At 74.9% G+C, this 24,092-nt stretch carries 24 protein-coding genes; 11 read left to right on the top strand and 13 right to left on the bottom strand.

What is annotated here, in order from left to right; genetic code table 11:
- Nucleotides 1–47: 47 nt before the first annotated feature.
- Nucleotides 48–929 (bottom strand): DNA-formamidopyrimidine glycosylase family protein, encoded by an 882-nt coding sequence (locus HL663_RS15840; protein ID WP_173029265.1) that lies wholly within the window; start codon nucleotides 927–929, stop codon nucleotides 48–50.
- 6 nt (nucleotides 930–935) lie between these two features.
- Complete coding sequence (locus tag HL663_RS15835; protein WP_173029264.1) at nucleotides 936–5,639, bottom strand: ATP-dependent helicase; 4,704 nt, start codon at nucleotides 5,637–5,639, stop codon at nucleotides 936–938.
- Between the two features lie 101 nt (nucleotides 5,640–5,740).
- Here HL663_RS15835 and HL663_RS15830 point away from each other — a divergent pair, with 101 nt between their 5' ends.
- A complete protein-coding gene (locus tag HL663_RS15830; RefSeq protein ID WP_173029263.1) occupies nucleotides 5,741–6,670 on the top strand; it encodes a TIGR03619 family F420-dependent LLM class oxidoreductase in 930 nt (309 codons plus the stop codon).
- Between the two features lie 10 nt (nucleotides 6,671–6,680).
- Here HL663_RS15830 and HL663_RS15825 read toward each other — a convergent pair whose 3' ends face one another.
- From HL663_RS15825 to HL663_RS15810, 4 genes are all read right to left on the bottom strand, one after another.
- Entirely contained in the window at nucleotides 6,681–7,154 is a 474-nt protein-coding gene (locus HL663_RS15825) for a GNAT family N-acetyltransferase (protein WP_216842598.1), read from the bottom strand.
- A 3-nt stretch (nucleotides 7,155–7,157) separates the two neighbouring features.
- The gene (locus HL663_RS15820; protein WP_173029262.1) at nucleotides 7,158–7,787 is read right to left on the bottom strand and encodes a dihydrofolate reductase family protein; all 630 of its coding nucleotides are present in this window, start codon (nucleotides 7,785–7,787) and stop codon (nucleotides 7,158–7,160) included.
- 71 nt (nucleotides 7,788–7,858) lie between these two features.
- Nucleotides 7,859–8,896 (bottom strand): agmatine deiminase family protein, encoded by a 1,038-nt coding sequence (locus tag HL663_RS15815; protein ID WP_286175711.1) that lies wholly within the window; start codon nucleotides 8,894–8,896, stop codon nucleotides 7,859–7,861.
- A 3-nt stretch (nucleotides 8,897–8,899) separates the two neighbouring features.
- Nucleotides 8,900–9,871: a nitrilase-related carbon-nitrogen hydrolase gene (locus tag HL663_RS15810; RefSeq protein WP_173029261.1), complete on the bottom strand. Its 972-nt coding sequence runs from the start codon at nucleotides 9,869–9,871 to the stop codon at nucleotides 8,900–8,902.
- A 68-nt stretch (nucleotides 9,872–9,939) separates the two neighbouring features.
- Here HL663_RS15810 and HL663_RS15805 point away from each other — a divergent pair, with 68 nt between their 5' ends.
- Nucleotides 9,940–10,164 carry a DUF3046 domain-containing protein gene (locus HL663_RS15805; protein WP_173029260.1) on the top strand — a complete coding sequence of 75 codons (225 nt, stop codon included), beginning with the start codon at nucleotides 9,940–9,942 and terminating at the stop codon, nucleotides 10,162–10,164.
- Between the two features lie 3 nt (nucleotides 10,165–10,167).
- Here HL663_RS15805 and HL663_RS15800 read toward each other — a convergent pair whose 3' ends face one another.
- The 4 genes from HL663_RS15800 to HL663_RS15785 all read right to left on the bottom strand — a co-directional run bounded on the left by HL663_RS15800 (nucleotide 10,168) and on the right by HL663_RS15785 (nucleotide 14,037).
- Nucleotides 10,168–11,184, bottom strand: coding sequence for an NBR1-Ig-like domain-containing protein (locus HL663_RS15800; RefSeq protein WP_173029259.1), 1,017 nt, complete (start codon nucleotides 11,182–11,184; stop codon nucleotides 10,168–10,170).
- A gap of 150 nt (nucleotides 11,185–11,334) precedes the next feature.
- On the bottom strand, nucleotides 11,335–12,264 hold the full coding sequence (locus HL663_RS15795; protein ID WP_173029258.1) for a SpoIID/LytB domain-containing protein: 930 nt from the start codon (nucleotides 12,262–12,264) through the stop codon (nucleotides 11,335–11,337).
- Nucleotides 12,261–13,130: a peptidoglycan DD-metalloendopeptidase family protein gene (locus tag HL663_RS15790; protein WP_173029257.1), complete on the bottom strand. Its 870-nt coding sequence runs from the start codon at nucleotides 13,128–13,130 to the stop codon at nucleotides 12,261–12,263. The genes HL663_RS15795 and HL663_RS15790 overlap by 4 nt, the downstream gene beginning before the upstream one ends.
- Before the next feature lie 73 nt (nucleotides 13,131–13,203).
- Complete coding sequence (locus tag HL663_RS15785) at nucleotides 13,204–14,037, bottom strand: peptidoglycan-binding domain-containing protein (RefSeq protein ID WP_286175710.1); 834 nt, start codon at nucleotides 14,035–14,037, stop codon at nucleotides 13,204–13,206.
- Between the two features lie 218 nt (nucleotides 14,038–14,255).
- Between HL663_RS15785 and HL663_RS15780 the strand changes: the two genes are divergently transcribed.
- From HL663_RS15780 to HL663_RS15755, 6 genes are all read left to right on the top strand, one after another.
- Entirely contained in the window at nucleotides 14,256–15,185 is a 930-nt protein-coding gene (locus tag HL663_RS15780) for an ABC transporter ATP-binding protein (RefSeq protein WP_173029256.1), read from the top strand.
- A complete protein-coding gene (locus HL663_RS15775; protein WP_173029255.1) occupies nucleotides 15,185–16,054 on the top strand; it encodes an ABC transporter permease in 870 nt (289 codons plus the stop codon). Before HL663_RS15780 ends, HL663_RS15775 begins: the two co-directional genes overlap by 1 nt.
- Nucleotides 16,051–16,866: an ABC transporter permease gene (locus tag HL663_RS15770; RefSeq protein WP_286175708.1), complete on the top strand. Its 816-nt coding sequence runs from the start codon at nucleotides 16,051–16,053 to the stop codon at nucleotides 16,864–16,866. Before HL663_RS15775 ends, HL663_RS15770 begins: the two co-directional genes overlap by 4 nt.
- 40 nt (nucleotides 16,867–16,906) lie before the next feature.
- Nucleotides 16,907–17,845 (top strand): homocysteine S-methyltransferase family protein, encoded by a 939-nt coding sequence (locus tag HL663_RS15765; protein ID WP_173029254.1) that lies wholly within the window; start codon nucleotides 16,907–16,909, stop codon nucleotides 17,843–17,845.
- Between the two features lie 322 nt (nucleotides 17,846–18,167).
- Nucleotides 18,168–19,166 (top strand): recombinase RecA, encoded by a 999-nt coding sequence (gene recA / locus HL663_RS15760; RefSeq protein ID WP_502709049.1) that lies wholly within the window; start codon nucleotides 18,168–18,170, stop codon nucleotides 19,164–19,166.
- Nucleotides 19,167–19,177: 11 nt separating this feature from the next.
- Nucleotides 19,178–19,975 carry a regulatory protein RecX gene (locus HL663_RS15755; RefSeq protein WP_173029252.1) on the top strand — a complete coding sequence of 266 codons (798 nt, stop codon included), beginning with the start codon at nucleotides 19,178–19,180 and terminating at the stop codon, nucleotides 19,973–19,975.
- A 22-nt stretch (nucleotides 19,976–19,997) separates the two neighbouring features.
- On the opposite strand, the gene HL663_RS15750 is transcribed toward HL663_RS15755, so the two are convergent.
- Nucleotides 19,998–20,408: a YccF domain-containing protein gene (locus HL663_RS15750; protein ID WP_173029251.1), complete on the bottom strand. Its 411-nt coding sequence runs from the start codon at nucleotides 20,406–20,408 to the stop codon at nucleotides 19,998–20,000.
- Between the two features lie 63 nt (nucleotides 20,409–20,471).
- Nucleotides 20,472–20,933 carry a GNAT family N-acetyltransferase gene (locus tag HL663_RS15745; RefSeq protein ID WP_173029250.1) on the bottom strand — a complete coding sequence of 154 codons (462 nt, stop codon included), beginning with the start codon at nucleotides 20,931–20,933 and terminating at the stop codon, nucleotides 20,472–20,474.
- 188 nt (nucleotides 20,934–21,121) lie between these two features.
- Here HL663_RS15745 and HL663_RS15740 point away from each other — a divergent pair, with 188 nt between their 5' ends.
- Nucleotides 21,122–21,445: a PadR family transcriptional regulator gene (locus HL663_RS15740; RefSeq protein ID WP_173029249.1), complete on the top strand. Its 324-nt coding sequence runs from the start codon at nucleotides 21,122–21,124 to the stop codon at nucleotides 21,443–21,445.
- Nucleotides 21,442–21,831 (top strand): hypothetical protein, encoded by a 390-nt coding sequence (locus HL663_RS15735; RefSeq protein WP_173029248.1) that lies wholly within the window; start codon nucleotides 21,442–21,444, stop codon nucleotides 21,829–21,831. The genes HL663_RS15740 and HL663_RS15735 overlap by 4 nt, the downstream gene beginning before the upstream one ends.
- 9 nt (nucleotides 21,832–21,840) lie before the next feature.
- Here the strand turns inward: HL663_RS15735 and HL663_RS15730 are convergent, their stop codons facing one another.
- Nucleotides 21,841–22,803 carry a cold-shock protein gene (locus HL663_RS15730; RefSeq protein WP_173029247.1) on the bottom strand — a complete coding sequence of 321 codons (963 nt, stop codon included), beginning with the start codon at nucleotides 22,801–22,803 and terminating at the stop codon, nucleotides 21,841–21,843.
- 353 nt (nucleotides 22,804–23,156) lie between these two features.
- On the opposite strand from HL663_RS15730, the gene HL663_RS15725 reads away from it, so the two are divergent.
- Nucleotides 23,157–23,852 carry a hypothetical protein gene (locus HL663_RS15725; protein ID WP_173029246.1) on the top strand — a complete coding sequence of 232 codons (696 nt, stop codon included), beginning with the start codon at nucleotides 23,157–23,159 and terminating at the stop codon, nucleotides 23,850–23,852.
- Nucleotides 23,853–24,092: the final 240 nt, after the last annotated feature.

Raw genomic sequence — 24,092 nt, 5'->3', positions numbered from 1 at the left:
GGTGCCCCCGACATGTCCAGGCGCGTGGGGTTCGTGGGGCGGGCCGGTCAGGGAGTGCGGCGGCGGTAGGCGCCGCGGGGGCCCGGGCCGGGGGTGCTGCCCAGGGGGCGCTGGGGGCGCCCGTCGTCGGTGGGGGCGAGACCGCCCTGGCACGTCGGGCAGGAGAAGATCGTCCGCTCGCGTGGCGGGACGCCGGCCATCGCGACCCGGACGGTGTCGCCGCAGCGCCGGCACGGACGGCCGGAGCGCGCGTGGACGTAGGACTCCTCGCCGGCCCGCTGGATGCCGGTGGCGGACTGCCACCCGGTGCGCTCGGCCGCCGCCATGAGGCGGTGCAGCCGGGCGAGCATCCGGTCGAGGCGCTCGGGGTCGGCGTCGGCAGCCGGCTGCCACGGGAAGAGCCGCTCGATGAACAGCAGCTCGCTGGCCCAGTACGTGCCGACCCCCGCCAGGGTGCGCTGGTCGAGCAGCGACTCGACGAGCGTGCGCGGGTCGGCGAGGACGTGGTCGCGGGCGAGGTCGGGGTCCCAGTCGGGGCCGAGGACGTCCGGCCCGAGGTGCCCGACGAGGTCGGCCTCCCGGCTGGTGGGCACGAGGTCGAGCATCCCCAGGCGCAGGCCGAACCCGGACCACTCGTCGGTGAGCACCGCGGCGCGCAGGTCGGAGCGCCGCAGCGTGCGCTCGGTGCGCGGCCCGGGGTGCTCGACGCGCCACTGGCCCTCCATCCGCAGGTGCGTGTGGAGGGTCGAGCCGGTGTCGAAGCGCTGGAGGACGTGCTTGCCGCGCGCGACCACCTCGAGCGTCGTCGCCCCGCGCAGGTCGACGTCCGGAGCCGACGGCCAGCGCAGCTCGGCGTGCGTCACGACCCGGCCCGCGAGGGCACGGTGCAGCCGGTCGGCGGTGCGGTGGACGGTGTCACCCTCGGGCACGCCGGCTCACCGCCGCATCCGCAGGCCCCGTGGGGTCAGGTGGAACCCCGCGGCCTCGAGGGCCCCGACGACCGGGTGGTCGGAGCCGAGCAGCTGGCCACCGTCGGCCTTCTCGACGGTGATCCGCCCGAGGTGCCCCCGCCGGACCGCGTCCGCGAGGGCCGCCGCCGCGCGCGCGAGGACGTCGGCGTCCTCGGCGAAGGTCAGCAGCGTCTTGCCGCCGCGCTCGACGTAGAGCGCGAGGACGCCGTCGACGAGGACGACGACCGCACCGGCCTTGCGGCCCGGCTGGTGCCGGCGCCGCTTGTCGTCGGGCTCGCCGTCGGCGGGGTCGGCGACGCGGTCGGGCCAGGGGAGGGCCGCGCCGTACGGGTTGGCGGGGTCGCTCGCGGCGAGCACGACGGTCGTGGGCTCGCCGCGCCGCTCGCTGCCGGCCGGGCCGGTGCCGGCCCGCAGCCGGTCGACGGCGCCGGCCGTGCCGAACTGCGAGGCCCCGAGCCCCTCGACGAAGTATCCCCGGCGCACCCGGCCGCTCTCCTCGGCCTTGCCGAGCACGCGGTAGACACCGGCGAAGCCGCCGGGCACCTCCTCGGCGGCGACGGCGCCCCGGGTGACGATGCCGTAGCGGTCGAGCAGGAGCTCGGCGGTGGCGAGGGCGCGCAGCGTGGGGTCGGCGTCGGCCGGCGGGAGCAGGGCCCAGCGCCCGGTGACCCGCGGCGGGCCCGAGCGGGCGGGGAAGGCGGGGCGGGAGGGCGCCGAGCCCAGGGCGCCGAGCGGCCCGCGGCGGTTGCCGTAGCGGGTGCGGCGGGGCGCCGGCGTGCTGCGCTTGTGCGCGGTGCGGCCACCGGCGAGCACCGCCCGCACGGGGGCGAAGGTGTCGCCGGTGACCCGGCCGGACCACACGAGGTCCCACAGGGTCGTGGCGAGCGCCTCGTCGTCGGTGCTGCCGACCTGGTCGGACAGGCTGCGGAAGAAGTGCGCGCCACCGCCCGCGAGGACGTCGAGCACGGCGAGACCCTCCTCGCCGGGGACCTTCTCGAGGTCCGGGCCCGGGAGGGTCAGGTGGGCGGAGTCGGCCACGTGGAGCGACACCCAGCCGTCGTCACCCGGGAGCGACCCGTGGCCGCACCAGAGGACCTCCCCGCCGGCCATCAGCTCGTCGAGGAGGGCCGGCGTGTAGTCGGCGACGCGAGCGGGCAGGACGAGCGACTCGACGGCGCTCGCGGGCAGCACGGCGCCGCTCAGCTGCTCGACGGCCCGCAGCACGCCGTCGCGCCCGCGCAGCCGCCCGCCGACGCCCTGCCACTCGGTGACGAAGCGGCCGAACGCGTCGGGCGTGACCGGCTCGACCTCGGCCCGCAGCGCGGCGAGCGAGCGGCGGCGGAGCATCCGCAGCACCTCGGCGTCGCAGAACTCGGTCGAGCCGCCGCCGGTCGGCAGCAGCTCGCCCTCGACGACGCGCCCGGACGACACCAGCCGCGCGAGGGTCTGGGCCGCCACGGCCACGCCGATGCCGTAGGAGCGCGCGACCTCGGCCGCGTGGAAGGGCGCGTGGGTGCGGGCGTAGCGGGCGACGAGGTCGCCGAGCGGGTCCGGGACCGGCTCGAGGAAGGTCTGCGGGACCCCCGGCGGAAGCGAGGCGCCGAGGGCGTCGCGCAGCCGGGAGGCGTCGTCGATGGCCGCCCAGCGCTCCTCGCCGGCGACCCGGACCGGGATGACCTGGCGCGCGGCCCCGAGGTCGGCGAGCCAGCCCTCGACGTCGGCGCCGTTGACCCCCTCGCGGCAGCGCTGGAGCACGCCGTCGACGGACAGCGGGCCGAGCACCCGGAGCAGGTCGAGGACGTCGTCGCCGTCGCGGGCGGCCCGCTCCGGGGTCAGCCGCTGGAGCTCGGCCTCGGTGCGCGCGACCTGCTCGGCGTCGAGGAGGTCGCGCAGCGCGAGGCCCTCGGACCCGCCGAGCAGCTCGGCGAGGAGCGAGGGGTCGAGGGCCAGGGCCGCGGCGCGCCGCTCGGCCAGCGGGGTGTCGCCCTCGTAGAGGAACTGGGCGACGTAGCCGAAGAGCAGCGACTTCGCGAAGGGGGAGGGCGTGCTCGACTCGACCTCGACGACGGTGACCTTACGGCCGGCGACGTCGCGCATCAGCTCGACGAGGCCGGGCACGTCGAAGACGTCCTGGACGCACTCGCGCACGGCCTCGAGGACGATCGGAAAGGTCGGGAACCGGCTCGCGACCTCGAGCAGCTGGGAGGCGCGCTGGCGCTGCTGCCAGAGCGGCTGGCGGCGGTCGGGGCGACGACGGGGCAGAAGAAGGGCCCGGGCGGCGCACTCGCGGAAGCGGCTGGCGAACAGGGCCGAGCCGCCGATCTCCTCGGTGACGGTGGCCCGCACGTCGTCCGGGTCGAGCGTCACGAGGTCGAGCAGCTCGCGCCCGACACCGCGCCGGTCCAGGCCCTCGACGTCGTCGAACTCGAGGTCCGGCAGGCGCAGGACGATGCCGTCGTCACCGTGCATCGCCTGGACGTCGACCCCGAAGCGGTCGCGCATCCGGGCCGAGAGGGCCAGCGCCCACGGGGCGTGGACCTGGGCGCCGAAGGGGGAGTGGACGGCGATGCGCCAGTCGCCGAGCTCGTCACGGAAGCGCTCGACGACGACGGTGCGGTCGTCGGGGACGTGGCCGGTGGCCTCGCGCTGCTCGCGCAGGTACGTGAGGAGGTTGTCGGCGGCCCAGTCGTCGAGCCCGGCGGCCATGACGCGCTCGCGGGCGGCGGTGGGGGAGAGGGCCTCGACCTCGCGGACGAACTCTCCGACGGCCCGGCCGAGCTCGGCGGGGCGCCCGAGGGAGTCGCCCTTCCAGAACGGCAGCCGCCCGGGCAGGCCCGGTGCGGGGGTCACGAGCACGCGGTCGTGCGTGATGTCCTCGATGCGCCAGGTGCTCGTGCCGAGGGTGAACAGGTCGCCGACGCGCGACTCGTAGACCATCTCCTCGTCGAGCTCGCCGACGCGGCGGCCCGGCCCCTCGCCGGTCGCGAGGAAGACGGCGTAGAGGCCGCGGTCCGGGATGGTGCCACCGGACGTGACGGCGAGGCGCTGTGCCCCGCGGCGGCCGGCCAGGGTGTCGGACAGGCGGTCCCACGTGATGCGGGCCCGCAGCTCGGCGAAGTCCTCGCTGGGGTAGCGGCCCGCGAGCATGTCGAGGACCGACTCGAGCACCGGCCGGGTGAGCGTCGCGTACGGCGCCGAGCGGCGGGCCAGCGCGAGGACGTCGTCGACGGTCCACTCGTCGAGCGCGCACATCGCGACGACCTGCTGCGCGAGGACGTCGAGCGGCGTCTGCGGGACGTGGAGGGCCTCGATGCTGCCCGAGAGCATCCGCTCGACGACGACGGCCGTCTGGACGAGGTCGCCGCGGAACTTCGGGAAGAGCACCCCGCGCGAGACGGCGCCGACCTGGTGGCCGGCGCGGCCGACGCGCTGCAGCCCGGAGGCGACCGACGGCGGCGACTCGACCTGGACGACGAGGTCGACCGCGCCCATGTCGATGCCGAGCTCGAGGCTGCTCGTCGCGACGACGGCCGGCAGCCGCCCGGACTTGAGGTCCTCCTCGATCTGGCCGCGCTGCTCCTTGCTGACCGAGCCGTGGTGGGCCCGCGCGAGCACCGGTGCGGCGCCGGCGGACTGACCCGTCTGGGCCATCACCTGGGCCGGGGCGGCCTTGAGCACCGCCGGCCGAGGAACGGCCCCCTCGGCGCCCACCTCGGCGGCGCCGTCAGCCGCCTCGACCCGTTCCTCCCAGATCTCGTTGAGGCGCGTCGTCAGCCGCTCGGCGAGGCGCCGGCTGTTGGAGAACACGAGGGTCGAGGTGTGGTCGGCGACGAGGTCGACGATGCGCTCCTCGACGTGCGGCCAGATGCTCGCCCGCTGCTCCTGCCCGGACGCGGCCCCGGCGAGGTCGCCGGTCGGCTGCCCGAGCTCGCTCATGTCGGGGACCGGCACGACGACCTTGAGGTCCCACTCCTTGGTCGAGGGCGGCTGCACGATGTCGACGGGCCGGCCGCCGGCGAGGTAGCGGGCGACCTCCTCGACGGGACGGACGGTGGCGGACAGCCCGATCCGCTGTGCCGGCCGGTCGAGGAGCCCGTCGAGGCGCTCGAGCGAGAGGGCCAGGTGCGCGCCGCGCTTGGTGCCGGCGAGGGCGTGGACCTCGTCGAGGACGACGGTCTCGACGCCGGCCAGCGCCTCGCGCGCCGCGGAGGTGAGGATGAGGAAGAGGGACTCGGGCGTCGTGATGAGCACGTCGGACGGCGTGCGCGCGAAGGCCCGCCGCTCGTCGGCCGGGGTGTCGCCCGAGCGCACCGCGACGGTGATGTCGGGCTCCGGCAGGCCCAGGCGGGTCGCCGCGTGCCGGATGCCGACGAGCGGGCTGCGCAGGTTGCGCTCGACGTCGACGGCGAGCGCCTTCATCGGCGAGACGTAGAGGACCCGGCAGCGCTTGAGCCGCTCCTCGGGCACCGGCTCGGCGGCGAGGCGGTCGAGCGCCCAGAGGAACGCCGACAGGGTCTTGCCCGACCCGGTCGGGGCCACGACGAGCGCGTGGTGCCCGCTGCTGACCGCCTCCCAGGCGCCGGCCTGCGCCGCCGTGGGTGTGCTGAAGCTCCCGCGGAACCAGGCGGCGGTGGCGGGGGAGAAGCGGTCGAGGACGTCGGTAGCCATGTGCTCCACACCCTCTCACCCGGCACCGACACCTCGGGTCGGTGCGGACGGCCCCTCGACACGGACCGGTCCGGGGCCGGTCGACCTGCCAGCATGGGCCGATGGACGACGACCTGCCGGTGCTCGGGTTCGGCCTGCCGGTCGCCGGCGCGTGGGCCACACCGGCCACGGTCGTCGAGGTGGCCCGTCGGGCCGAGGAGCGGGGGTGGGCCTCGCTCTGGACGTTCCAGCGCACCCTCTGGCCGGTCGACGGCCGGCTCGGGGCATCCCACCGCAGCGTCCTCGACCCGGTCGTGGCCCTCGCCCTCGTGGCCGGGCACACGACACGCATCCGCCTGGGCACGGCGACGATCTGCGCGCCGTTCACCGCCCCGGCGCTGCTCGCCAAGCAGACGGCCTCCCTCGACGTCGTCTCCGGCGGGCGGCTCACGGTCGGCGTGGGGATGGGGTGGCTGCCCGAGGAGCACGTCGCCGCCGGGGTGCCGATGCACCGACGCGGTGAGCGCTTCGAGGAGTACCTGCGCTGCCTGCTCGCCCTGTGGACCGAGGACCCGGTCGCCTTCACCGGCGAGTTCTACACCGTGCCGCCCTCGCACCTCGGTCCGATGCCGGTCCAGCGGCCGCACCTGCCGCTCCTCGTCGGGGGCACGGCCGAGCCCGCCCTGCACCGCGCCGGCCGGCTCGCCGACGGATGGGTCGCCGGCAGCACCCACGACCTCGCGCGGCTCGCCCACGACGTCGAGGTGGTGCGGGCCGGAGCCCGCGACGCCGGGCGCGACCCCGGCGACCTCCACGTCCTCGTCCGCGTCGTCCCCGAGCTCACCCCGCGCGACCCCGGCCCCGGGCGCAGGCCCTTCCACGGGACGGCCGAGCAGCTGCGCGACGACGCCGGGGCGCTGGCCCGGCACGGCGCGACGGAGGTGCTGCTCGACCTCAACCTCTCGCCGCGGGTCGGGACCCTCGAGGTGCCCGAGGACGCGGCGCGCGAGCGGGCGGAGGAGCTCCTCGAGGTGCTGGCCCCCGGCTCCTGACGCCGGGCGGTCAGGCGTCGAGCCGCAGCACCAGCTCGCGGACCTCGGCGCCCCGGCCGGCCGCCCAGCCGGAGTCCTCGCCGACGACGCGGAACCCGTTGCGCTCCAGCACCGTCCGCGACCGGACGTTGTCGGCGACGACGCGTCCGAACACCGGCCGCGCCGGCTCCTCGAGCAGCAGCAGCCGCAGGGCCTCCGCCGCGATGCCCTCGCCCCAGCGCCCGGGGTCGACCCAGTAGGTGACCTCGCGCTCGCCCTCGACGGTGAACGCCGCGACGGTGGGGACGAGCACGCCGTCGCGCTCGACCGCCCGGTGCCGGACGGCGGGGTCGGACCGGATGCGGTGCTGGTGGGCGTCGAAGGCGGCGCGGTCGTCGGGGTCCTCACGGGTGAAGGCGGCCATCCGGACGGCGGCGGGGTCGCGCTGCCAGGCGAAGAGGACGTCGTGGTCGTCGTCGCGCTCCGGGCGCAGCACGGTGACCACGGGTCAGGCCTGACGGGTCAGCAGCAGGTGGACCACACCGCTCGGCGAGGCAACCGCCTCGATCGCGTAGGAGTCCTCGAGCGACTCGAGGCCGTCCCAGAGCCGCACGCCGCGCCCGAGCAGGACCGGCACCTGCACGACGTGGGCGTGGTCGACGAGCCCGGCGGCGAGGTAGTCGCGCACGACGGTGGCGCCACCGCCGATGCGGACGTCGAGCCCGCCGGCCGCCTCCCGTGCGACCTCGAGCGCCTCCGCCGGGGAGGCGTCGAGGAAGTGGAAGGTCGTGCCGCCCGCCATCTCGAGCGGGGGCCGCGGGCGGTGGGTGAGGACGAAGGTCGGGGTGTGGAACGGGGGGTCCTCACCCCACCAGCCGCGCCAGTCGGGGTCGTCCTGCCAGCCCGGCGGACCGAACCTGTGCGAGCCCATGACCTCCGCGCCGATGCCGACCGAGTGCTGCTGCGCCAGGGCGTCGTCCACGCCCGCCGCGCCCTGCGGCCCCCAGAACCGCGTGGCGAACATCCACGTGTGCAGCCGCTGGCCGGCGTGGCCGAACGGGGCCTCGCGCGACTGCGGCTCGCCCGTGGCGAACCCGTCGAGCGAGACGGAGAAGTTGTGGACCCGGGTGCGGGACATCGGCGGCCTCCTCGGTCGGTGGTCGACACCGTGGCACGCGGCACCGACGGGCGGCCACCCCGGCCGCGCGCTCAGCCCGCCGGCTGCTGCTGGGTGATGCAGTGGATGCCGCCGCCGCGCGCGAAGAGCGGCCGCGCGTCGACGCCGACGACGCGGCGCCCCGGGTAGGCCTGCTCGAGCACCGCGAGGGACTCGGCGTCGCGCGGGTCGTCGAAGGCGCAGGCCACGACGCCGCCGTTGACGACGAGGTGGTTGATGTAGGACCAGTCGACCCAGCCCTCCTCGTCCTCCAGGGTGCGCGGAGCGGGCACCCGGACGACCTCGAGCGTGCGGCCCGCGGCGTCCGTCGACGACGACAGCAGGCCCTCGAGCTCGACCGAGACCTCGTGGTCGGGGTGGGCCGGGTCGTCCTGCCAGTGCAGCAGCACCGTGCCGGGCGCGGCGAAGGCGGCGACGATGTCGACGTGCCCGCGGGTGCCGAACTCGTCGTAGTCGCGGGTCAGCCCGCGCGGCAGCCAGAGGCACCGGGTCGCGCCGATCGTGCGGGCCATCTCGGCCTCGACCTCCTCGCGCGAGAGCCCGGCGTTGCGGCCCGGGTCGAGCTGCACCGTCTCGGTGAGCAGGACGGTGCCCTCGCCGTCGACGTGGAGCCCGCCGCCCTCGTTGACGAGCTCGGAGCCGATGCGCTCGGCCCCGGCGCGCCCGGCGACGAAGGTCCCGATGCGGGCGTCGTGATCCCACGACGCCCACTCCTGCGCGCCCCAGCCGTTGAAGACCCAGTCGACGGCGCCGAGCGTGCCGTCGTCGCCGCGGACGAAGGTGGGCCCGATGTCGCGCATCCACGCGTCGTCGAGCGGCGCCTCGAGCAGGTCGACGCGGTAGCGGCCGTGGCGGCCCTCGTCGAGCCAGTGCCGGGCCACCGCGACGGCGTCGGGGTCGACGACGACGGTGACCGGCTCGAAGCGCGAGACCGCGAGCGCGACGTCGGCCCACGTCGCCCGGGCCTCGTCGGCGTCGGCGTCGGTCTCGCCGAGCGTGTACCCGGACGACGGCCAGGCCATCCAGGTGCGCTCGTGCGGCGCCCACTCCGGGGGCATCGTCCAGGGCACGGCTCAGCCCTCCCGGCGGTGCTCGGGCCGGATGGGCGCGGCGAGCGAGGCGTAGGAGTCGGGGCGGCGCGTGGAGAGGAAGGGGAAGAGGTCGATCCAGTCGCGGCCCTGCGCGAGGTCGAGGTCGGCGACGAGGACGGCCGCCTCGTCGCGCGGCGCCCGGACGAGCACGCGGCCGTACGGGTCGGCGATGAACGACGAGCCGTAGAAGGTGATGAGCCCCTCGGTGCCGTAGCGGTTGGGGACGACGACGAAGACGCCGTTGGCGATGGCGTGGCCGACGATCGTGTGCTCCCACAGGGGCTGGGTGTCGAAGTCGGGGTGGTCGGGCTCGGACCCGATCGCGGTCGGGTAGACGAGGACCTGCGCGCCGGCGAGACCGTAGGAGCGGGCGACCTCGGGGAACCACTCGTCCCAGCAGGTCGGCAGGCCGACGCGCATCCCGCCGACGGCGTCGAGGTCGTAGACCGGGTAGGCGTCCTGCGGCGGGCCGGCGCGGAAGTACTTGTCCTCGTAGTAGCCGGCCGTCACGGGGATGTGGGTCTTGCGGGTGCGGCCGACGAGCGTGCCGTCCGGCGCGACGAGCACGGCGGTGTTGAAGCCGAGCCCGTCGTCGGCGCCGTCCGGGGCGGGGGCCTTCTCGTACAGGCTCGCGTGGACGTGGAGGCCCGCGCTCGCGGCGGCCTCGCGGGCGAAGGCCATCGTGGGGCCGTCCTCGAGCGACTCGGCGGTCGTGTCGGGGCGGCCGCTGGGCAGCGTGTCGGCCGGGTAGCGCGAGAGCGTGAGCTCGGGGAGGAAGACGACCTGCGCGCCGGCGTCGGCGGCGGTGCGGACGCCGTCGAGCAGCGTCGCGCGCAGCCGGTCGGCGTCCTCGTCCCAGGCGTGCTGGACCAGCCCGACCCGGACGGGCGGCTGCGAGGGCTCGTGGACACGGGCGAGCGAGGGGAGGACCCCGTCGGCGGTGAGGAGGCGCATGGCGTCAGTATGCCGTCGAGCGGCGGCCCGGCCGCACCGGCCGTGAGGGGCGCCCCTACGATCGGCGGATGCGTCACTCGAGGTTCTGGGAGCTCATGGCCGAGGAGTTCGGCGACGCCTATGCCCGCTCGTTGGCCAACAACCAGCACCTGACGGCACTGGGGGGCCGCACCGCCCAGCAGGCGCTGGACGCCGGGGAGGCGCCGCGCGAGGTCTGGGCCGCCCTCACCGAGCAGATGGGCGTCCCGGTCGAGCGGCGGCACGGCCGAGAGATCCCGCCGCCGCCGGCCTGACCCTCAGCGCACGACGAGCTGGTAGGTGACGGGGCGGCTGCCGGGGAAGGCGACGGCCCCGGTGGCGTCGGTCAGCTTGAACCGGCCGATGCAGAACGTGCCCGTGGCCGGCGCGGTGACGGCGGTCGCGACCTCGACGACGTCGCCGGGTGCGGTGTCGGGCACCGGGACGTGCGTGATGGTCTGGCAGTCCTGCGCGGACGGGGCGCCGCCGACGCGCTGCAGCCGGTAGCCGACCCACGGCCGGGTGCCGGCGTTCTTCAGCCGCCAGACCTTGGTGCTCGTGCTCCGGGGCTCGACGACCGAGCAGTCGGGGAGCGTCGCGTCCCCGACGAACACCGCGAGGTCGCCGGGGTGGGCGGGCTCGGCGGCCGGCGGGTTGGGCTGCTGGACGGGGCAGCGGGCCGGGGTGGGCAGGGGCGCGGCGACGAGGGCCCCCGTGCCCACGGCCGCGGCCCGCTGGACCCCGGTGCCGGTCAGGCCGTCGGGGGTGGTCAGCGAGGAGACGACGGCGGCGACGAGGGCGACCGCGGCCGCCACCCCGGCCAGGGTGAGGGCCCGGTGGAGGACGCCACGACGTGGGGTCGCCCCGAGCGGGGGCTCCGGCTGGTCCGTCGGCGACCCCGTCGGCGGCACCTCCACGACCGGCAGGGCCGGCGCGGTCGGCGCAGGTGGCGTGGTCGGCGCGGGCGGTGCGGCGTCCGACGGGACGGCGTCGACCGGCGCCGGCGACCGGTCCTGTCCCGGGCAGCCGGGGGCCACGACGTGGTGGGCGGCGTCCCACGCGGCACGGGTCGGTTCGAGGTCGGCGTCGCACGCACGGACGTACTCGCGCACCGTCTCCCACGTCGGCAGGCGGTGCCCCCGGGCCGCCTCGTGCAGCGTCGTGTGCGAGATGGCGCTCGAGCGCGCGGCCATCGCCCGGTACGACGGTGTGCCCGCGGCCTCGCGGACCTCGCGCAGGTGCTCGGCGAAGGCGCTGACGGCCGCGCTGCGAGCGGACCGGTCGGCGTCGGTCACGATGGCTCTCCCCTCGTCCCGGTGGCGTCGGTGCGCCGAGCCCGAGGCTACCGACGCGTGGCGAGACTGCCACCCGGGGAGCGGGGAGGTCGATGGGGAGGCCTCCCCCACACGGGTGGTGGGAGAGGCCTCCGGTCCGGGCGCGTCCGGTCAGGACAGGGTGATGCCCCGGTAGTAGTACGTGAGGATGGCCCGGTACCCCTTGCCGGCGTTCGCCATGTCGCGGGAGCCGTTCTGCGAGAGCCAGTCACCGGTCACCCACGCCGAGCACGCCGTGGACGTGGCGCAGTAGTGGGCCCGCAGGACCGACCCGTCACGGGTCATCCGCACCGACCACGTGCGGTCGACGGCCGCGCTCGTCGAGCTGACCGCCGAGCCCGGCCGGTAGACCTGGTCGCCGGTGTCGTCGCGCACGTCGTAGCAGGCGCCGGAGGGGGTCTTGCGGGTCGAGTGCAGCGCCCAGTACCAGGCGTAGCTCTTGACCGCGGTGGCGCCGGCGTCGAGCGAGGCCGCGGGCCAGGAGCTGACCCACTCGTTCGGCAGGACGTTCTTCACGTAGGTCCTGAAGTCCACCCGGTCGACCCGGCCGAGCGAGGTGCGGTAGACGAGGATCGTCGACGGGAGCCTCGTGTTCGTGCCGTCCGTCGTGCAGCTGCCACCCGCGCCGCCGTCGCCGATGCGGTGGGAGGCGTTGTTGTTCTTGAGGGTGGCGTTGAGGTTGGCCCTGGTGCCGTCGGTGAAGGTCTGGGAGGCGCCGGCGAAGTCGCTGTTGAAGTAGACGGTGACGCTCTTGCCGGTGCGGTTCCAGACGGAGGCGGCCTCGTTCTTGACGCACAGGCCGTGGCCGGCCTTGTCGGTCTTGAAGTCGTAGCAGGAGGGCTGGGTGGTGCCGTAGTCGGCGACGGAGGTGGTGAAGTCGCTGACGGCCCCGGCGTTGTCGCTGTTGTAGTAGAGGCAGAACTCGCCGGTGTCGCAGACGCCGTCACGTGAGGCCGCCTGGGCGGGGGTCGCCACGACACCCGTCGCGACGACCACCGCCCCGGCCACCGCGGCCCAGCGGGCGCGGGTCAGCGTGCTCACGGGCACGACTGCTTGCGCTGGAGGTTCGTCGTGTTGTTCGGGTACGCCGGGCTGCCGTCCTTGAAGGTGGCCTTGACGACGGTCCCGTTGAGGCGCTGTTCGTAGTGCAGGTGCGGGCCGGTCGACCCGCCGGTGCTGCCGACGCGACCGATCATCGTCGTCGCGGTGACGCTCTGGCCGACCGACACGTCCTGCGAGCTGAGGTGGGCGTAGTAGGTCTTGTAGCCGCCCGCGTGCGAGATGACGATGTAGCGGCCGTACGAGGTGTTGCCGAGGTTCGCGACGGTCGTCACGGTGCCCGGGGCGGAGGCGTACACCTTCCATCCGAGGTCGTCGGGGTAGTGGTTGAAGTCGACCGCGAGCGACGGGCTGTGGTTGCTGCGGGTCTGGCCCTCCCAGGTCTCGCCGCAGGGGAAGGGCAGGAGGAAGCCCGACGAGGAGCCGCCGCCGCTGCCGATGCGGTGGGAGGCGTTGTTGTTCTTGAGGGTGGCGTTGAGGTTGGCCTTGGTGCCGTCGGTGAAGGTCTGGGAGGCGCCGGCGAAGTCGCTGTTGAAGTAGACGGTGACGCTCTTGCCGGTGCGGTTCCAGACGGAGGCGGCCTCGTTCTTGACGCACAGGCCGTGGCCGGCCTTGTCGGTCTTGAAGTCGTAGCAGGAGGGCTGGGTGGTGCCGTAGTCGGCGATCGAGGTGGTGAAGTCGCTGATCGCGCCGGCGTTGTCGCTGTTGTAGTAGAGGCAGAGCTCGCCGGTGTCGCAGACGCCGTCACGCGAGGCCGCCTGGGCGGGGCTGCTCGCGGCGACGAACGCCGTCGTCGCGGCGAGGGCGGCCGCGGCGCTCGCCGCGACCTTCTTGAGGGTGGTGCTCATCAGGTCCTCCTGACAGGGGGTGGACGGGCGCCGCGGTCGCGGCCGCCCGGGGTGGGGGCAGGGCCCCCGGGGGTCACGACAGTCGCTGGTACTCCTCCCAGGTCCGGATGGTGACGCGGGGCCCGTCGTCGGGGCCGCGGTTGGCGAGGCCGTTGCGGCCGAGGTGGTAGTCGCCGACCTGGTGCTGGGCGGCGCTCGAGAGGTCGGTGTCGCTCATCGCGACGGCGTGGACGTGCCAGGGCCAGTCGCCCTGCGAGGGCGAGCGCAGCCACGCGGCGAACCCGACCTCGCGCAGCGCGCGGACGACGGCCGTGCGCGCCGTCGTGCCGAGGGCCTCGGCGTCGAGGTCGAGCGTGCCGCCGCCGTCGTGGGTGCCGGCCGACGTCGGGTCGCCCCCGGGGTTGTAGGAACCCTGCTCGAGCACGAGGGTGCGCCCGGCGCGCGACTCGGCCGCGAGCAGCATCGAGCGGGTCCGGGTGTTCACCGTGACGTCGCGGAAGGTCACCTTCGAGCCGGGGGAGAGCGGCCGCACGACGCTCCAGCGGCCCTCGCCGAGCGAGGTGAGCGACGAGCGTCCGGGCAGGCCGTTGGCCGCGAGGCCGCCGTACCCGAGCGAGCGCTGCCAGGCCGCGTACGCCGAGACGGTGAGGGTGCCGAAGTGGCCGTCGACGTACGCGGGGTCGAGGAGGCCGCGGTCGGCGAGGGCCCGCTCGACGAGCCGCACGCTCGGGCCCGCGCCGGTGGTCAGGGCGCTGTCCGGGCGGCGCGGGTCGACCTGGGCGGCGAGCACCACGGACTCCATGTCGACCGTGCCGGCGGCCGCGGCGCTCGGGGCGCCGAGGGCGAGGCCCAGCGGGGCGACGACGGCGCCGGCCAGCGCGGCGCGGCGGGTGGGGCGGTGGGGCACGGGGTCCTCCTGAGGACGGCGAGGGGTGGTGCGGCCACGCTGGTCGTCCGGGGCGGCGTCCGCGCGCCGGCGGTGTCCCCGGACGTCCTGACACCGGCTGTCAGGCCGCTGACCTGCGCTGACACCCGTCCTGTCAGGGCGTCCCGGGCCGGACGCGTGCACAGGTGGGTCGCGAATATCGCGCGACGACGTCGGAGGCCTCGGCTAGCGTCACCCCCGTGAGCGACGACGTCCTGCTGCAGGCCCGGGGGCTGACCAAGAGCTTCGGCGACTTCACGGCCGTCGACGGCATCGACGTGCAGGTGCTGCGCGGCGAGGCGTTCGGGTTCCTCGGGCCCAACGGCGCCGGCAAGTCCTCGACGATGAAGATGGTCGGCTGCGTCTCCCCGGTCTCGGGCGGCGAGCTGCGCATCCTCGGGATGGACCCCGCCGCCGACGGCGCCGCCATCCGGGCCCGGCTCGGCGTCTGCCCGCAGCAGGACATGCTCGACGAGGACCTCTCCGTCGAGGAGAACCTCTGGGTCTACGGGCGCTTCTTCGGCCTCTCGCGCAAGGAGGTCCGCGCCCGCACCGACGAGCTGCTCGACTTCGCCCAGCTGACCGAGCGCCGCCACGACCGCGTCGAGCCGCTCTCCGGCGGGATGAAGCGTCGGTTGACCATCGCCCGGGCGCTCGTCAACGACCCCGAGGTCCTCCTGCTCGACGAGCCGACGACCGGCCTGGACCCCCAGGCGCGCCACGTCCTCTGGGACCGCCTGTACCGGCTCAAGCGCGAGGGCGTCACGCTCATCATCACGACGCACTACATGGACGAGGCCGAGCAGCTGTGCGACCGCCTCGTCGTCATGGACCACGGCCGGATCGTCGCCGAGGGCAGCCCGCGCGAGCTCATCGACACCTACTCCACGCGCGAGGTCGTCGAGCTGCGCTTCCCGGTCGACGAGCAGGAGCGGCACGTCGACGCCGCGCGGGCCGTCGCCGAGCGCGTCGAGGAGCTGCCCGACCGCCTCCTCGCCTACACCGCCGACGGCGACGAGGCGCTCGCCCGGCTCCACGAGCGCGGCGTGCGCCCGCTGTCCTCGCTCGTGCGCCGCTCCACGCTCGAGGACGTCTTCCTCCACCTCACCGGCCGCTCGCTCGTCGACTGATGTCCGCGCCCACCGCCCCCGGCCCGACCGCCCGCGGTCCCGTGCTCGCCGACGCCCCGAGCGGCCGTCTCGGCCCCGGCCCGCGCCGCCCCACGACGCGCGGCGAGCGGCTCGGCGCCGTCATGGCCCACCACCTGGCCGTCTACCGGCGCACCTGGAAGGGCTCGGTCATCGGGCGCTTCGTCTCGCCGCTGTTCTTCCTGCTCTCCATGGGCCTGGGCCTCGGGGCCCTCGTCGACGAGCGCGCCGGCGGGGTCGACGGCCTGCCGTACCTGCGCTTCGTCGTCCCGGGCATCCTCGCGATGCAGGCGATGATGCTCGCCTTCGGCGACTCGACGTACGCCGTCATGGGCTACATCAAGTGGAACCGGATGTACTCCGCGATGCTCTCGACGCCGCTGCGCGTGGGGGAGGTCCTCTGGGGGCACCTGCTCGTCGTCGCGCTGCAGCTCGGCGTGGCGACGCTGATCTTCCTCCTCGTCGCGGCGCCCTTCGGGGCGTTCGGCTCCTGGTGGGTGCTGCTCGCGGTTCCCGTCGCCGTCCTCACCGGGATGGCGTTCTCCGTCCCGACCTTCGCCCTGGCGGCGTGGCTCGACAACGACAACGGCTTCAGCATCCTCTTCCGGTTCGTCATGACCCCGCTGATGCTCTTCTCCGGCACCTTCTTCCCCGTCGACCAGCTGCCCGCGTGGATGCAGCCGCTCGCCTGGGTCACGCCGCTCTGGCACGGGGTCGAGCTCTCGCGCGACGCGTCCGAGGGCGTCTGGCCCGGCTGGGCCGGCGCCGGGCACCTCGCGGTGCTCACCCTCTACGTCGGCGTCGGCGCCGTGCTGGCCCACCGCTCCTTCACCCGCAGGCTGCTGTCGTGAGTGCCGGCACCCTGGCGCGGGCGGCGCGCGCCGTCCCGGCCCCGGCGGGCATCGGCCTGGCGCGGTACGTCCTCATGCGCAACGTCACCGCGTTCCGGCGTGCGTGGCTGCTGCTGCTCAGCGGGTTCGTCGAGCCGGTCTTCTACCTGTTCTCGATCGGGGTCGGGCTCGGCGCGCTCGTGCGGACGGTCACGACCGACTCCGGCACCGTCGTCCCGTACGCCGAGTTCATCGCGCCCGCGCTGCTCGCGGCGTCGGCGATGAACGGGGCGATCGCCGACAGCACGTACAACGTCTTCTTCAAGCTGCGCTACCAGAAGCTCTACGACGCGATGCTCGCGACGCCGCTGTCCCCGCGCGACATCGCGGTCGGCGAGATCCTCTGGTCGCTCTCGCGCGGCGCCCTGTACTCGGCGATGTTCCTCGTCGTCGCCTGGGTCGCCGGCCTCGTCCACTCGTGGTGGGCGCTGCTCGCCGTGCCCGCCGCCGTGCTCGTCGGGCTGGCCTTCGGGGCGGTCGGGATGTTCGCGACGACGTTCATGAGCTCGTGGCAGCACTTCGACTACGTCACGCTCGCGGTCCAGCCGATGTTCCTCTTCTCGGCGACCTTCTTCCCGCTCTCGACCTACCCCGAGGCCGTGCAGTGGCTCGTCGGGCTGACGCCGCTCTACCACGGGGTCGCCCTGGAGCGCGGGCTGATGCTGGGCGAGGTCTCGTGGGGGCTGCTCTGGCACGTCGGCTACCTCGTCGTGCTCGGGGCCCTGGGGGTCTGGGGCACGGCGCGACGCATCGCGACGCTGCTGCTCACCTGAGGGCTTCCCCCGCGCCTGGCCGGGGAGGACACTGCGGGGGATGGAGAGCACCGGGCCGCTCGCGGTCCTGCACGACCCCACGCTGCGCGGCTTCGTCACCGACGGCGGGCTCGAGACCGACCTGGTCTTCCACCACGGGGTCGACCTGCCCGAGTTCGCCGCCTTCCCGCTGCTGGACGACGCCGCCGGGCGCGACCTCCTGGCGCGCTACTACGACGGGTACGCCGCGGTCGCGGCGGCCGCCGGGGCCGGGCTCCTGCTCGAGTCCCCGACGTGGCGGGCGAACACCGACTGGGCCGAACGGGTCGGGTACGACGGGTCGGCAGCGGCCCGGGTCAACGCCGACGCGGTCCGCTTCCTGCGGGAGCTGGCCCACGGGTACGACGTCCGGGCCGTCCTCGTGGCCGGGCAGGTCGGGCCCCGCGGCGACGGGTACGTCGCGGGGGACGCCCCGGACCCCGAGGAGGCGCGCGACTACCACCTGCCCCAGGTGCGCGCCTTCGCGGACGCCGGCGCCGACCTCGTGTCGGCGCTCACCCTGACGACGGCGGCCGAGGGCATCGGTGTCGTCCTCGCGGCGCGCGAGGCCGGGGTGCCCGTCTCGGTCGGCTTCACCGTCGAGACCGACGGTCGGCTGCCCGACGGGACGCCCCTCGCCGCGGCGGTGGCGGCCGTCGACGCCGCCGCCGCGCCCGAGCACTTCGTCGTCAACTGCGCCCACCCCACCCACGTCGTGCCGGCCCTCGACGAGGGGGAGTGGGTGCGCCGGGTGCTCGGCACGCGGGTCAACGCCTCGACGATGAGCCACGCCGAGCTCGACGCGGCCGAGGAGCTCGACGACGGCGACCCGTCCCGCCTGGCGGCCGACCAGTCGGACCTGAGCCGGCGGCTGCCGGCGATGCGCGTGCTGGGCGGGTGCTGCGGCACCGACGTCCGGCACGTGGCGGCCATGTGGGGCGTCGCGGTCCCGCAGGGCTGAGGGTGCGCGCCGACGCCCGGCGTGTCGTGGCGCGCCCTCCCGAGGTCGAACACGTGTTCGCCTATGCTCGTCCACAGGTGGTGGCTCCGACAGCACTCGTCCACAGGTCCCACGGCGACCCGTGACCGGTGTCGGTGCCTCCGCCTAGCGTCTGACCCAGACCTCGCGACGAGACCGACGGCGGGGGCCAGGTCGCCGGTAGGCGCGCTCGGATGACGACACGAAGGACTGGTGTGACATGGCTGGATCTCGCGGAAGCGTGATGCCCAACCCGGTGGCCGCGGCCAACGGCAGCGAGAAGGACAAGGCCATCGCCTCGGTGATGGCCCAGATCGAGAAGCAGCACGGCAAGGGCGCGGTCATGCGCCTCGGCGACGACGTCCGCCCGCCGATCGCCGTCATCCCCACCGGCTCGATCGCGCTCGACGTCGCGCTCGGCATCGGGGGCCTGCCCCGCGGCCGTGTCGTCGAGATCTACGGCCCGGAGTCCTCCGGTAAGACGACGGTCGCGCTGCACGCGGTCGCCAACGCGCAGAAGGCCGGCGGCATCGCGGCGTTCATCGACGCCGAGCACGCGCTCGACCCGGAGTACGCGAAGAAGCTCGGTGTCGACACCGACGCGCTCCTCGTCTCCCAGCCCGACACCGGTGAGCAGGCGCTCGAGATCGCCGACATGCTCATCCGCTCCGGCGCGCTCGACATCATCGTCATCGACTCCGTGGCGGCGCTCGTGCCCCGCGCCGAGATCGAGGGCGAGATGGGCGACAGCCACGTCGGCCTGCAGGCCCGCCTCATGTCGCAGGCGCTGCGCAAGATCACCGGTGCCCTCAACACGACCGGCACGACGGCGATCTTCATCAACCAGCTCCGCGAGAAGATCGGCGTCATGTTCGGCTCGCCCGAGACGACGACCGGTGGCAAGGCGCTCAAGTTCTACGCCTCCGTCCGCCTCGACGTCCGGCGCATCGAGACTCTCAAGGACGGCACCGACCCGGTCGGCAACCGCACCCGCTGCAAGGTCGTCAAGAACAAGGTCAGCCCGCCGTTCAAGCAGGCCGAGTTCGACATCCTCTACGGCCAGGGCATCTCCCGCGAGGGCGGCCTCATCGACATGGGCGTCGACCACGGCTTCGTCCGCAAGGCCGGTGCCTGGTACACGTACGACGGCGACCAGCTCGGCCAGGGCAAGGAGAACGCCCGCGCGTTCCTCAAGGACAACCCGGAGCTCGCCGACGAGCTCGAGCGCAAGATCAAGGAGAAGCTCGGGGTCGGGGTCAAGCCCGAGCTCGAGGCCGTGCCGGACGTGCCGGTCGACTTCTGAGGTCGACGCCGATGGCGTTCAGTGACGGTTCGGCCCCGCCGCCCGAGTGGGCGGTGGGGCCGACCCCGTCCCTCGACGACCTCCGCGCGGTGCTCGCCGGCGAGACACCCGGGGGCACGTCGTGGTCGGGGTCCGAGACCGAACCGGGGCCCGCCGACGACGGCTCGGCCGGTGGTGACGGCGCAGGCGGCGCCACCCGCCGCCGTCCCGGTGGGCGTTCGCGCGCCGGACGGGGCGAGGGGCGCGGGGGTCGCTCGGCCCGGGGCGCCGCCTCACGCGGCCGGCCGGCCGACCCCGAGGCCGACCCGCGGACGCGGGGGAGCGAGCCGGACCCGCACGAGTGGGCCCGGCAGATCGTGCTGCGCCAGCTGACGGCGGCGCCGCGCAGCCGGCGTCACCTCGAGGACGTGCTCCGGCGCAAGGAGTGCCCCGACGAGGTGGCCGCGGCCGTCCTCGACCGGATGGAGGAGGTCGGCCTCGTCGACGACGGCGTCTACGCGGGGATGCTCGTCCGCTCCCAGCAGGTCGGGCGCGGCCTGGCCCGCCGCGCCCTGCGTCAGGAGCTGCGCCGCAAGGGCGTCGACGACGACACCGCCGCCGAGGCCCTCGCGGAGGTGGACCCGCACGACGAGGAGGAGCGGGCGCGGGCGCTCGTCGCGAAGAAGATGCGCACGATGCACGGGCTCGAGCCGCACGTCCAGACCCGCCGCCTCGCCGGAATGCTCGCCCGCAAGGGCTACGACGCCGAGGTGACGATGCGCCTGGTGCGCGAGGCCGTCCGTGAGGCGCCGGAGCACCGGCGCGACTGACCCCTCGGCCCGAGGCGCCGGGTCAGAGCGAGTGCAGCGGACGCCGGCCGGGTGGCAGCGCGTCCGTGCGCACGATCTCCTTGCCGTAGGGCACGAGCGAGACCGGCAGCATCTTGAGGTTGGCGATCGCCAACGGGATGCCGATGATCGTCACGGCCTGCGCGACCGCCGTCGCCAGGTGCCCGAGGGCGAGCCACCATCCGGCGAGCACGATCCAGACGATGTTGAGCAGCACGGATCCCGTTCCGGCGCCGGGCTTCTCGACGACCGCCCGACCGAACGGCCACAGCGCGTAGCTGGCCATCCGCAGCGACGCCACCCCCAGCGGGAAGGTCACGACGAGGACGCAGAGCACGACCCCGGCGAGGGCGTAGCCGAGGGCGAGCCAGAAGCCCCCGAAGACGAACCAGATGATGTTGAGCAGCGTGCGCACGCGGGTCCTCTCGTCGGTACCGGTGCAACGGGTCCGGCGCCCGCAGCGTTCCGGCGGTCGGGGTCAGCCCGCGGCGGGACGGCGGGCGACGACCTCGTCGTCGTCGACCTCGCCGGTCTCGACGAAGCCGAGCGACCGGTACAGCCCGGCCGCCCGCGTGTTGGCCGGGTCGTAGGTCAGGGCGAAACCCGCACCGGCCGCCTGTGCGGCCCACCGGTCGAGCGCCGCGGTGACCATCGCCCGCCCGACACCCCGCCCCTGGTGCCGGGCGTCGACGAGGATGCCGCCGAGCCAGACGCTCCCGTCCTCGTCGTCGACGCCCTGCATGAGGAACCCGACCACCTCGTCCTCGACGCTCGCCGCCAGCGCCGACCACACCCCGCCGTACGCGCAGAGCGCGAGGTAGTGCAACGGCGCGGCCACGAAGGCCTCCTGCTCCGGGGCGACCCGGAGCGCGGCGACGGCTCGCCACGTGGTGGCGTCGACGGGGGAGAGGACGACGGGCGGCGGGTGGGTGCTCGGCACCCGGGCAGGCTAGGGCGCGGGGGGCCTGCGGGCCAGCGAGTTCCGGGTGCCTGCAGCCCCCCGGCCGTGGGGCATGAGCGCAGCTGGGCGCGCACCGGTCGCCGGCGCGGCCGACGCGTGTCCCGCGGGGATGGACACTTGGGCCGACCCCTAGGTAGAGGTAGACCATGGAACAGCGAGGTCCAAAGATGACCGGACCCACGCGGGCCGTCCTCGAGGTCTTCGTGGAGGACCCGGACGTCGCCCGCTACGGGCTCGAGATCGGCTCGCACGCGGGCCTGGCGAGCGGGACGGTCCACCCGATCCTCGCGCGCCTCGAGGGAGCCGGGTGGCTCGAGAGCGGGTGGGAGGACGTCGACCCCGCCGGCGTCGGTCGTCCCCGCCGGCGCTTCTACCGCCTCACCGCGTCCGGCGTCCGCGAGGCGGCCGCTGCCCTGGCGTCAGCCCAGGCTCGACGGGCCAGGCTGCGGGGCCGGATGGCCGGCCGTCCGGCGCTCGGGGGGACGTCGTGACGACGCGGGCGGCCCGCCTGCTGCTGGGCTGCGCGGTGCGGCTCCTCCCCGTCGCCTCCCGGTGGCGCTACGCCGACGAGCTCGACGCCGAGCTGTTCGCGATGCCCGCCCGGCGTCGGCTGGGCTACGCGGTGTCGGTGCTCGCGGGCGCGCCGAGGCTGCGCTGGGAGCTGGTCGCGGTGCGCTGCGGCGGTCGAGCCTCGGCGCGGTGCTGGGCCGGTGTGCACCACGACCGGACCCTGCACCCCAACCGTGAGGAGCCGATGATCATCGCGCTCGAGTGCGTGCGGTGCGGCCGGGTCCGTGACCCGCGGCAGTACCTGCCGCGCACGCAGCGGCTGGACAACGTCGTGTGGGGCTCGTACTACCTCGACGGCAACCGCTGAGCGTCGGGCTCAGACCCGCTCGACGCGGTCGGCCTGGGGTCCTCGGTCGCTCTGTCGCACCTGGTAGCGGACCCGGTCGCCCGGGTAGAGGGGGTCGCTGCCCCGGATGACCGAGACGTGGACGAAGAGGTCCGCGCCGCCGGCGTCGGGGGAGATGAAGCCGAAGCCGCGCTCCTCGTCGTAGCGGGCGACGACACCCTCGCCACCGCGCGCCGGCGCGGACGAGGGCTTCTGGCCACCGGAGCGTCCGCGGGACGGAGCCGCCGCCGGAGCGCGGCGCGGTGCACCGCCGCCGCCACCGCCGACCAGCCGCACGCCACGCGCCTGGGGTCCCTTCTCGCCCTGGGCGACGTCGAAGGTCACCCGGTCGCCCTCCTCCAGCTCGTCGAGGCCGCCGGCCAGCTCGCGGGCGTGGACGAAGACGTCCGCGCCGCCCGCCTCGGGGGTGATGAAGCCGAAGCCCTTGTCCCAGTCGTACCAGGTGACGGTGCCGTCAGCCCCGTCGGACGCCGCGGCGCCACCGGCGGGCCCGGCGGCCTCCGGCCCGAGGGGGATGAGGACGTCGGCCTGCGGGCCCTTCTCGCCGTCGACGACGAGCAGCGCGACGCGCTGGCCCTCCGTCAGGACGCCGCCGACGACGATGGCCGAGGCGTGCACGAAGACCTCGGCACCACCGGCGTCGGCCGTCACGAAGCCGTAGCCCTTCGAGGGCTCGTACCAGGCGACGGTGCCGAGCTCGCCCACGGGCGCGTCGGCGCTCACGTCGGAGATGACCCGGACGTGGCGGGCCAGCGGGCCCCGGTCGCCCTCGGCGACCTCGAACTCGACGACCTGACCCTCGCGCAGCTGCTTGGTGCGCTCGTCGCCGACGACGTCGGACGCGTGGACGTAGAGGTCCTCCTCGCCCTCGCCGAGCGCGATGAAGCCGAAGCCTCGGTCGGCGTCGAACCAGCGGACGGTTCCCTCGGACATGGCGGCTCCTCGTCGTCGCTCGGTCGGTGCACCGCTCATTGTGGCCGACGCCGGGGCGCGCGGGTGACCCGGTGCCCGCTCACGCCGTCACCGGACGCGGGGGCCGAGCTCAGGCGCCCAGGGCCACCAGCGCGGAGCGCCCATCGAGGGCGGCAGCCGTGACGGTCACGCCAGGGGTGCCGCCGCGACGCGACGAGGACACCGTCGACCCAACCGTGCCGAGAATGGCGCGGGACCGCGCGGCCCGCCGCGAAGGCGTGCGGAGGGACCTAGGGTCACGCCATGGGTGGGTGCGCAACGGTGTGGGCTCCGGCTGGTGCGAGCAGGGACCGAGCCGTCGACGGAGGACGTCAGTGACCGGGCTCGTGCTCCGGCACGTGTCCGAGGTCGGGGTTCGGCATGTCGTGGACGGGGAGCTCACGGTCGTCGAGAGCTCCTTCGAAGACTGTCAGTTCGTCGGTCTGACCGGTGAGGCGAAGTTCGGGTCCGGCGTGCAGCAGACGGTCTTTCGAGGCTGCCTCTTCGCTGACAGCGACATCCGGTCCGTGACCCCGGGCAACGTGCTCTTCGAGGACTGTCGCTTCGATGCGGTGCGCATCTCCCGGTTCATCTCGGGTGCGGCAGAGTTCGTGCGCTGCTCCTTCTCGGGGACGATCGAGGAGGCCGTGCTCAGTGCGCAGCCCTCGGCCTGGGAGGCGCAGGCGTTCGGTCGCTCACGCAACAGGGTCACGGGAAACGACCTCCGGGAGTGCAGGCTCTCCGGAGTGGGCTTCCGGCGCGGCGTCGACCTCTCCGACCAGCGGTTTCCCCCTCCGTCCCACTGCTTCGTGCTGGAGGTCGCGCAGGATCTGCCGCGGCTCCGGACCGAGCTCCCACGGCTTCTGGACGCGAGCCAGCGGCGAGAAGCAGAGATTCGTGTGGAGATGTGGGAGGAGGACGCGGCCAGTGGGCAGTCACAGGTGCTCGTCCAGGCGCGGGACTGGACCGAGCGAGGGATGCCCGAGGTGTACGCGCTCCTGCGACAGGTCGCCCAGAGACCCGGTGCTTAGACCGCCCTCGCGGTCGACCTGACGGCATCCGCGAACACCCCGGTCGCGACGGGGCGGGCGCACCGGGCCGAGGTCCGGCGCCCTCGCGGCGATGACGGGGAAGTCGGCGGAGGGCGGGGACGCATCCGCGCCCCTCGCCGGTTTCCCCGCCCGGCTCGCGCCGCCGCGCCCCCGCGCCCTCCGTCCGGAAACACGGCCGAGACACGTCCGTGATGACACGGTCACCGTTTCGTCCTAGGT

It is taken from the genome of Arthrobacter sp. NEB 688, assembly GCF_013201035.1.
Taxonomy (GTDB): domain Bacteria; phylum Actinomycetota; class Actinomycetes; order Actinomycetales; family Dermatophilaceae; genus Phycicoccus.
The sequence above is the reverse complement of the archived record's forward strand: the minus strand, read 5'-3'. Positions and strand labels throughout refer to the sequence as shown.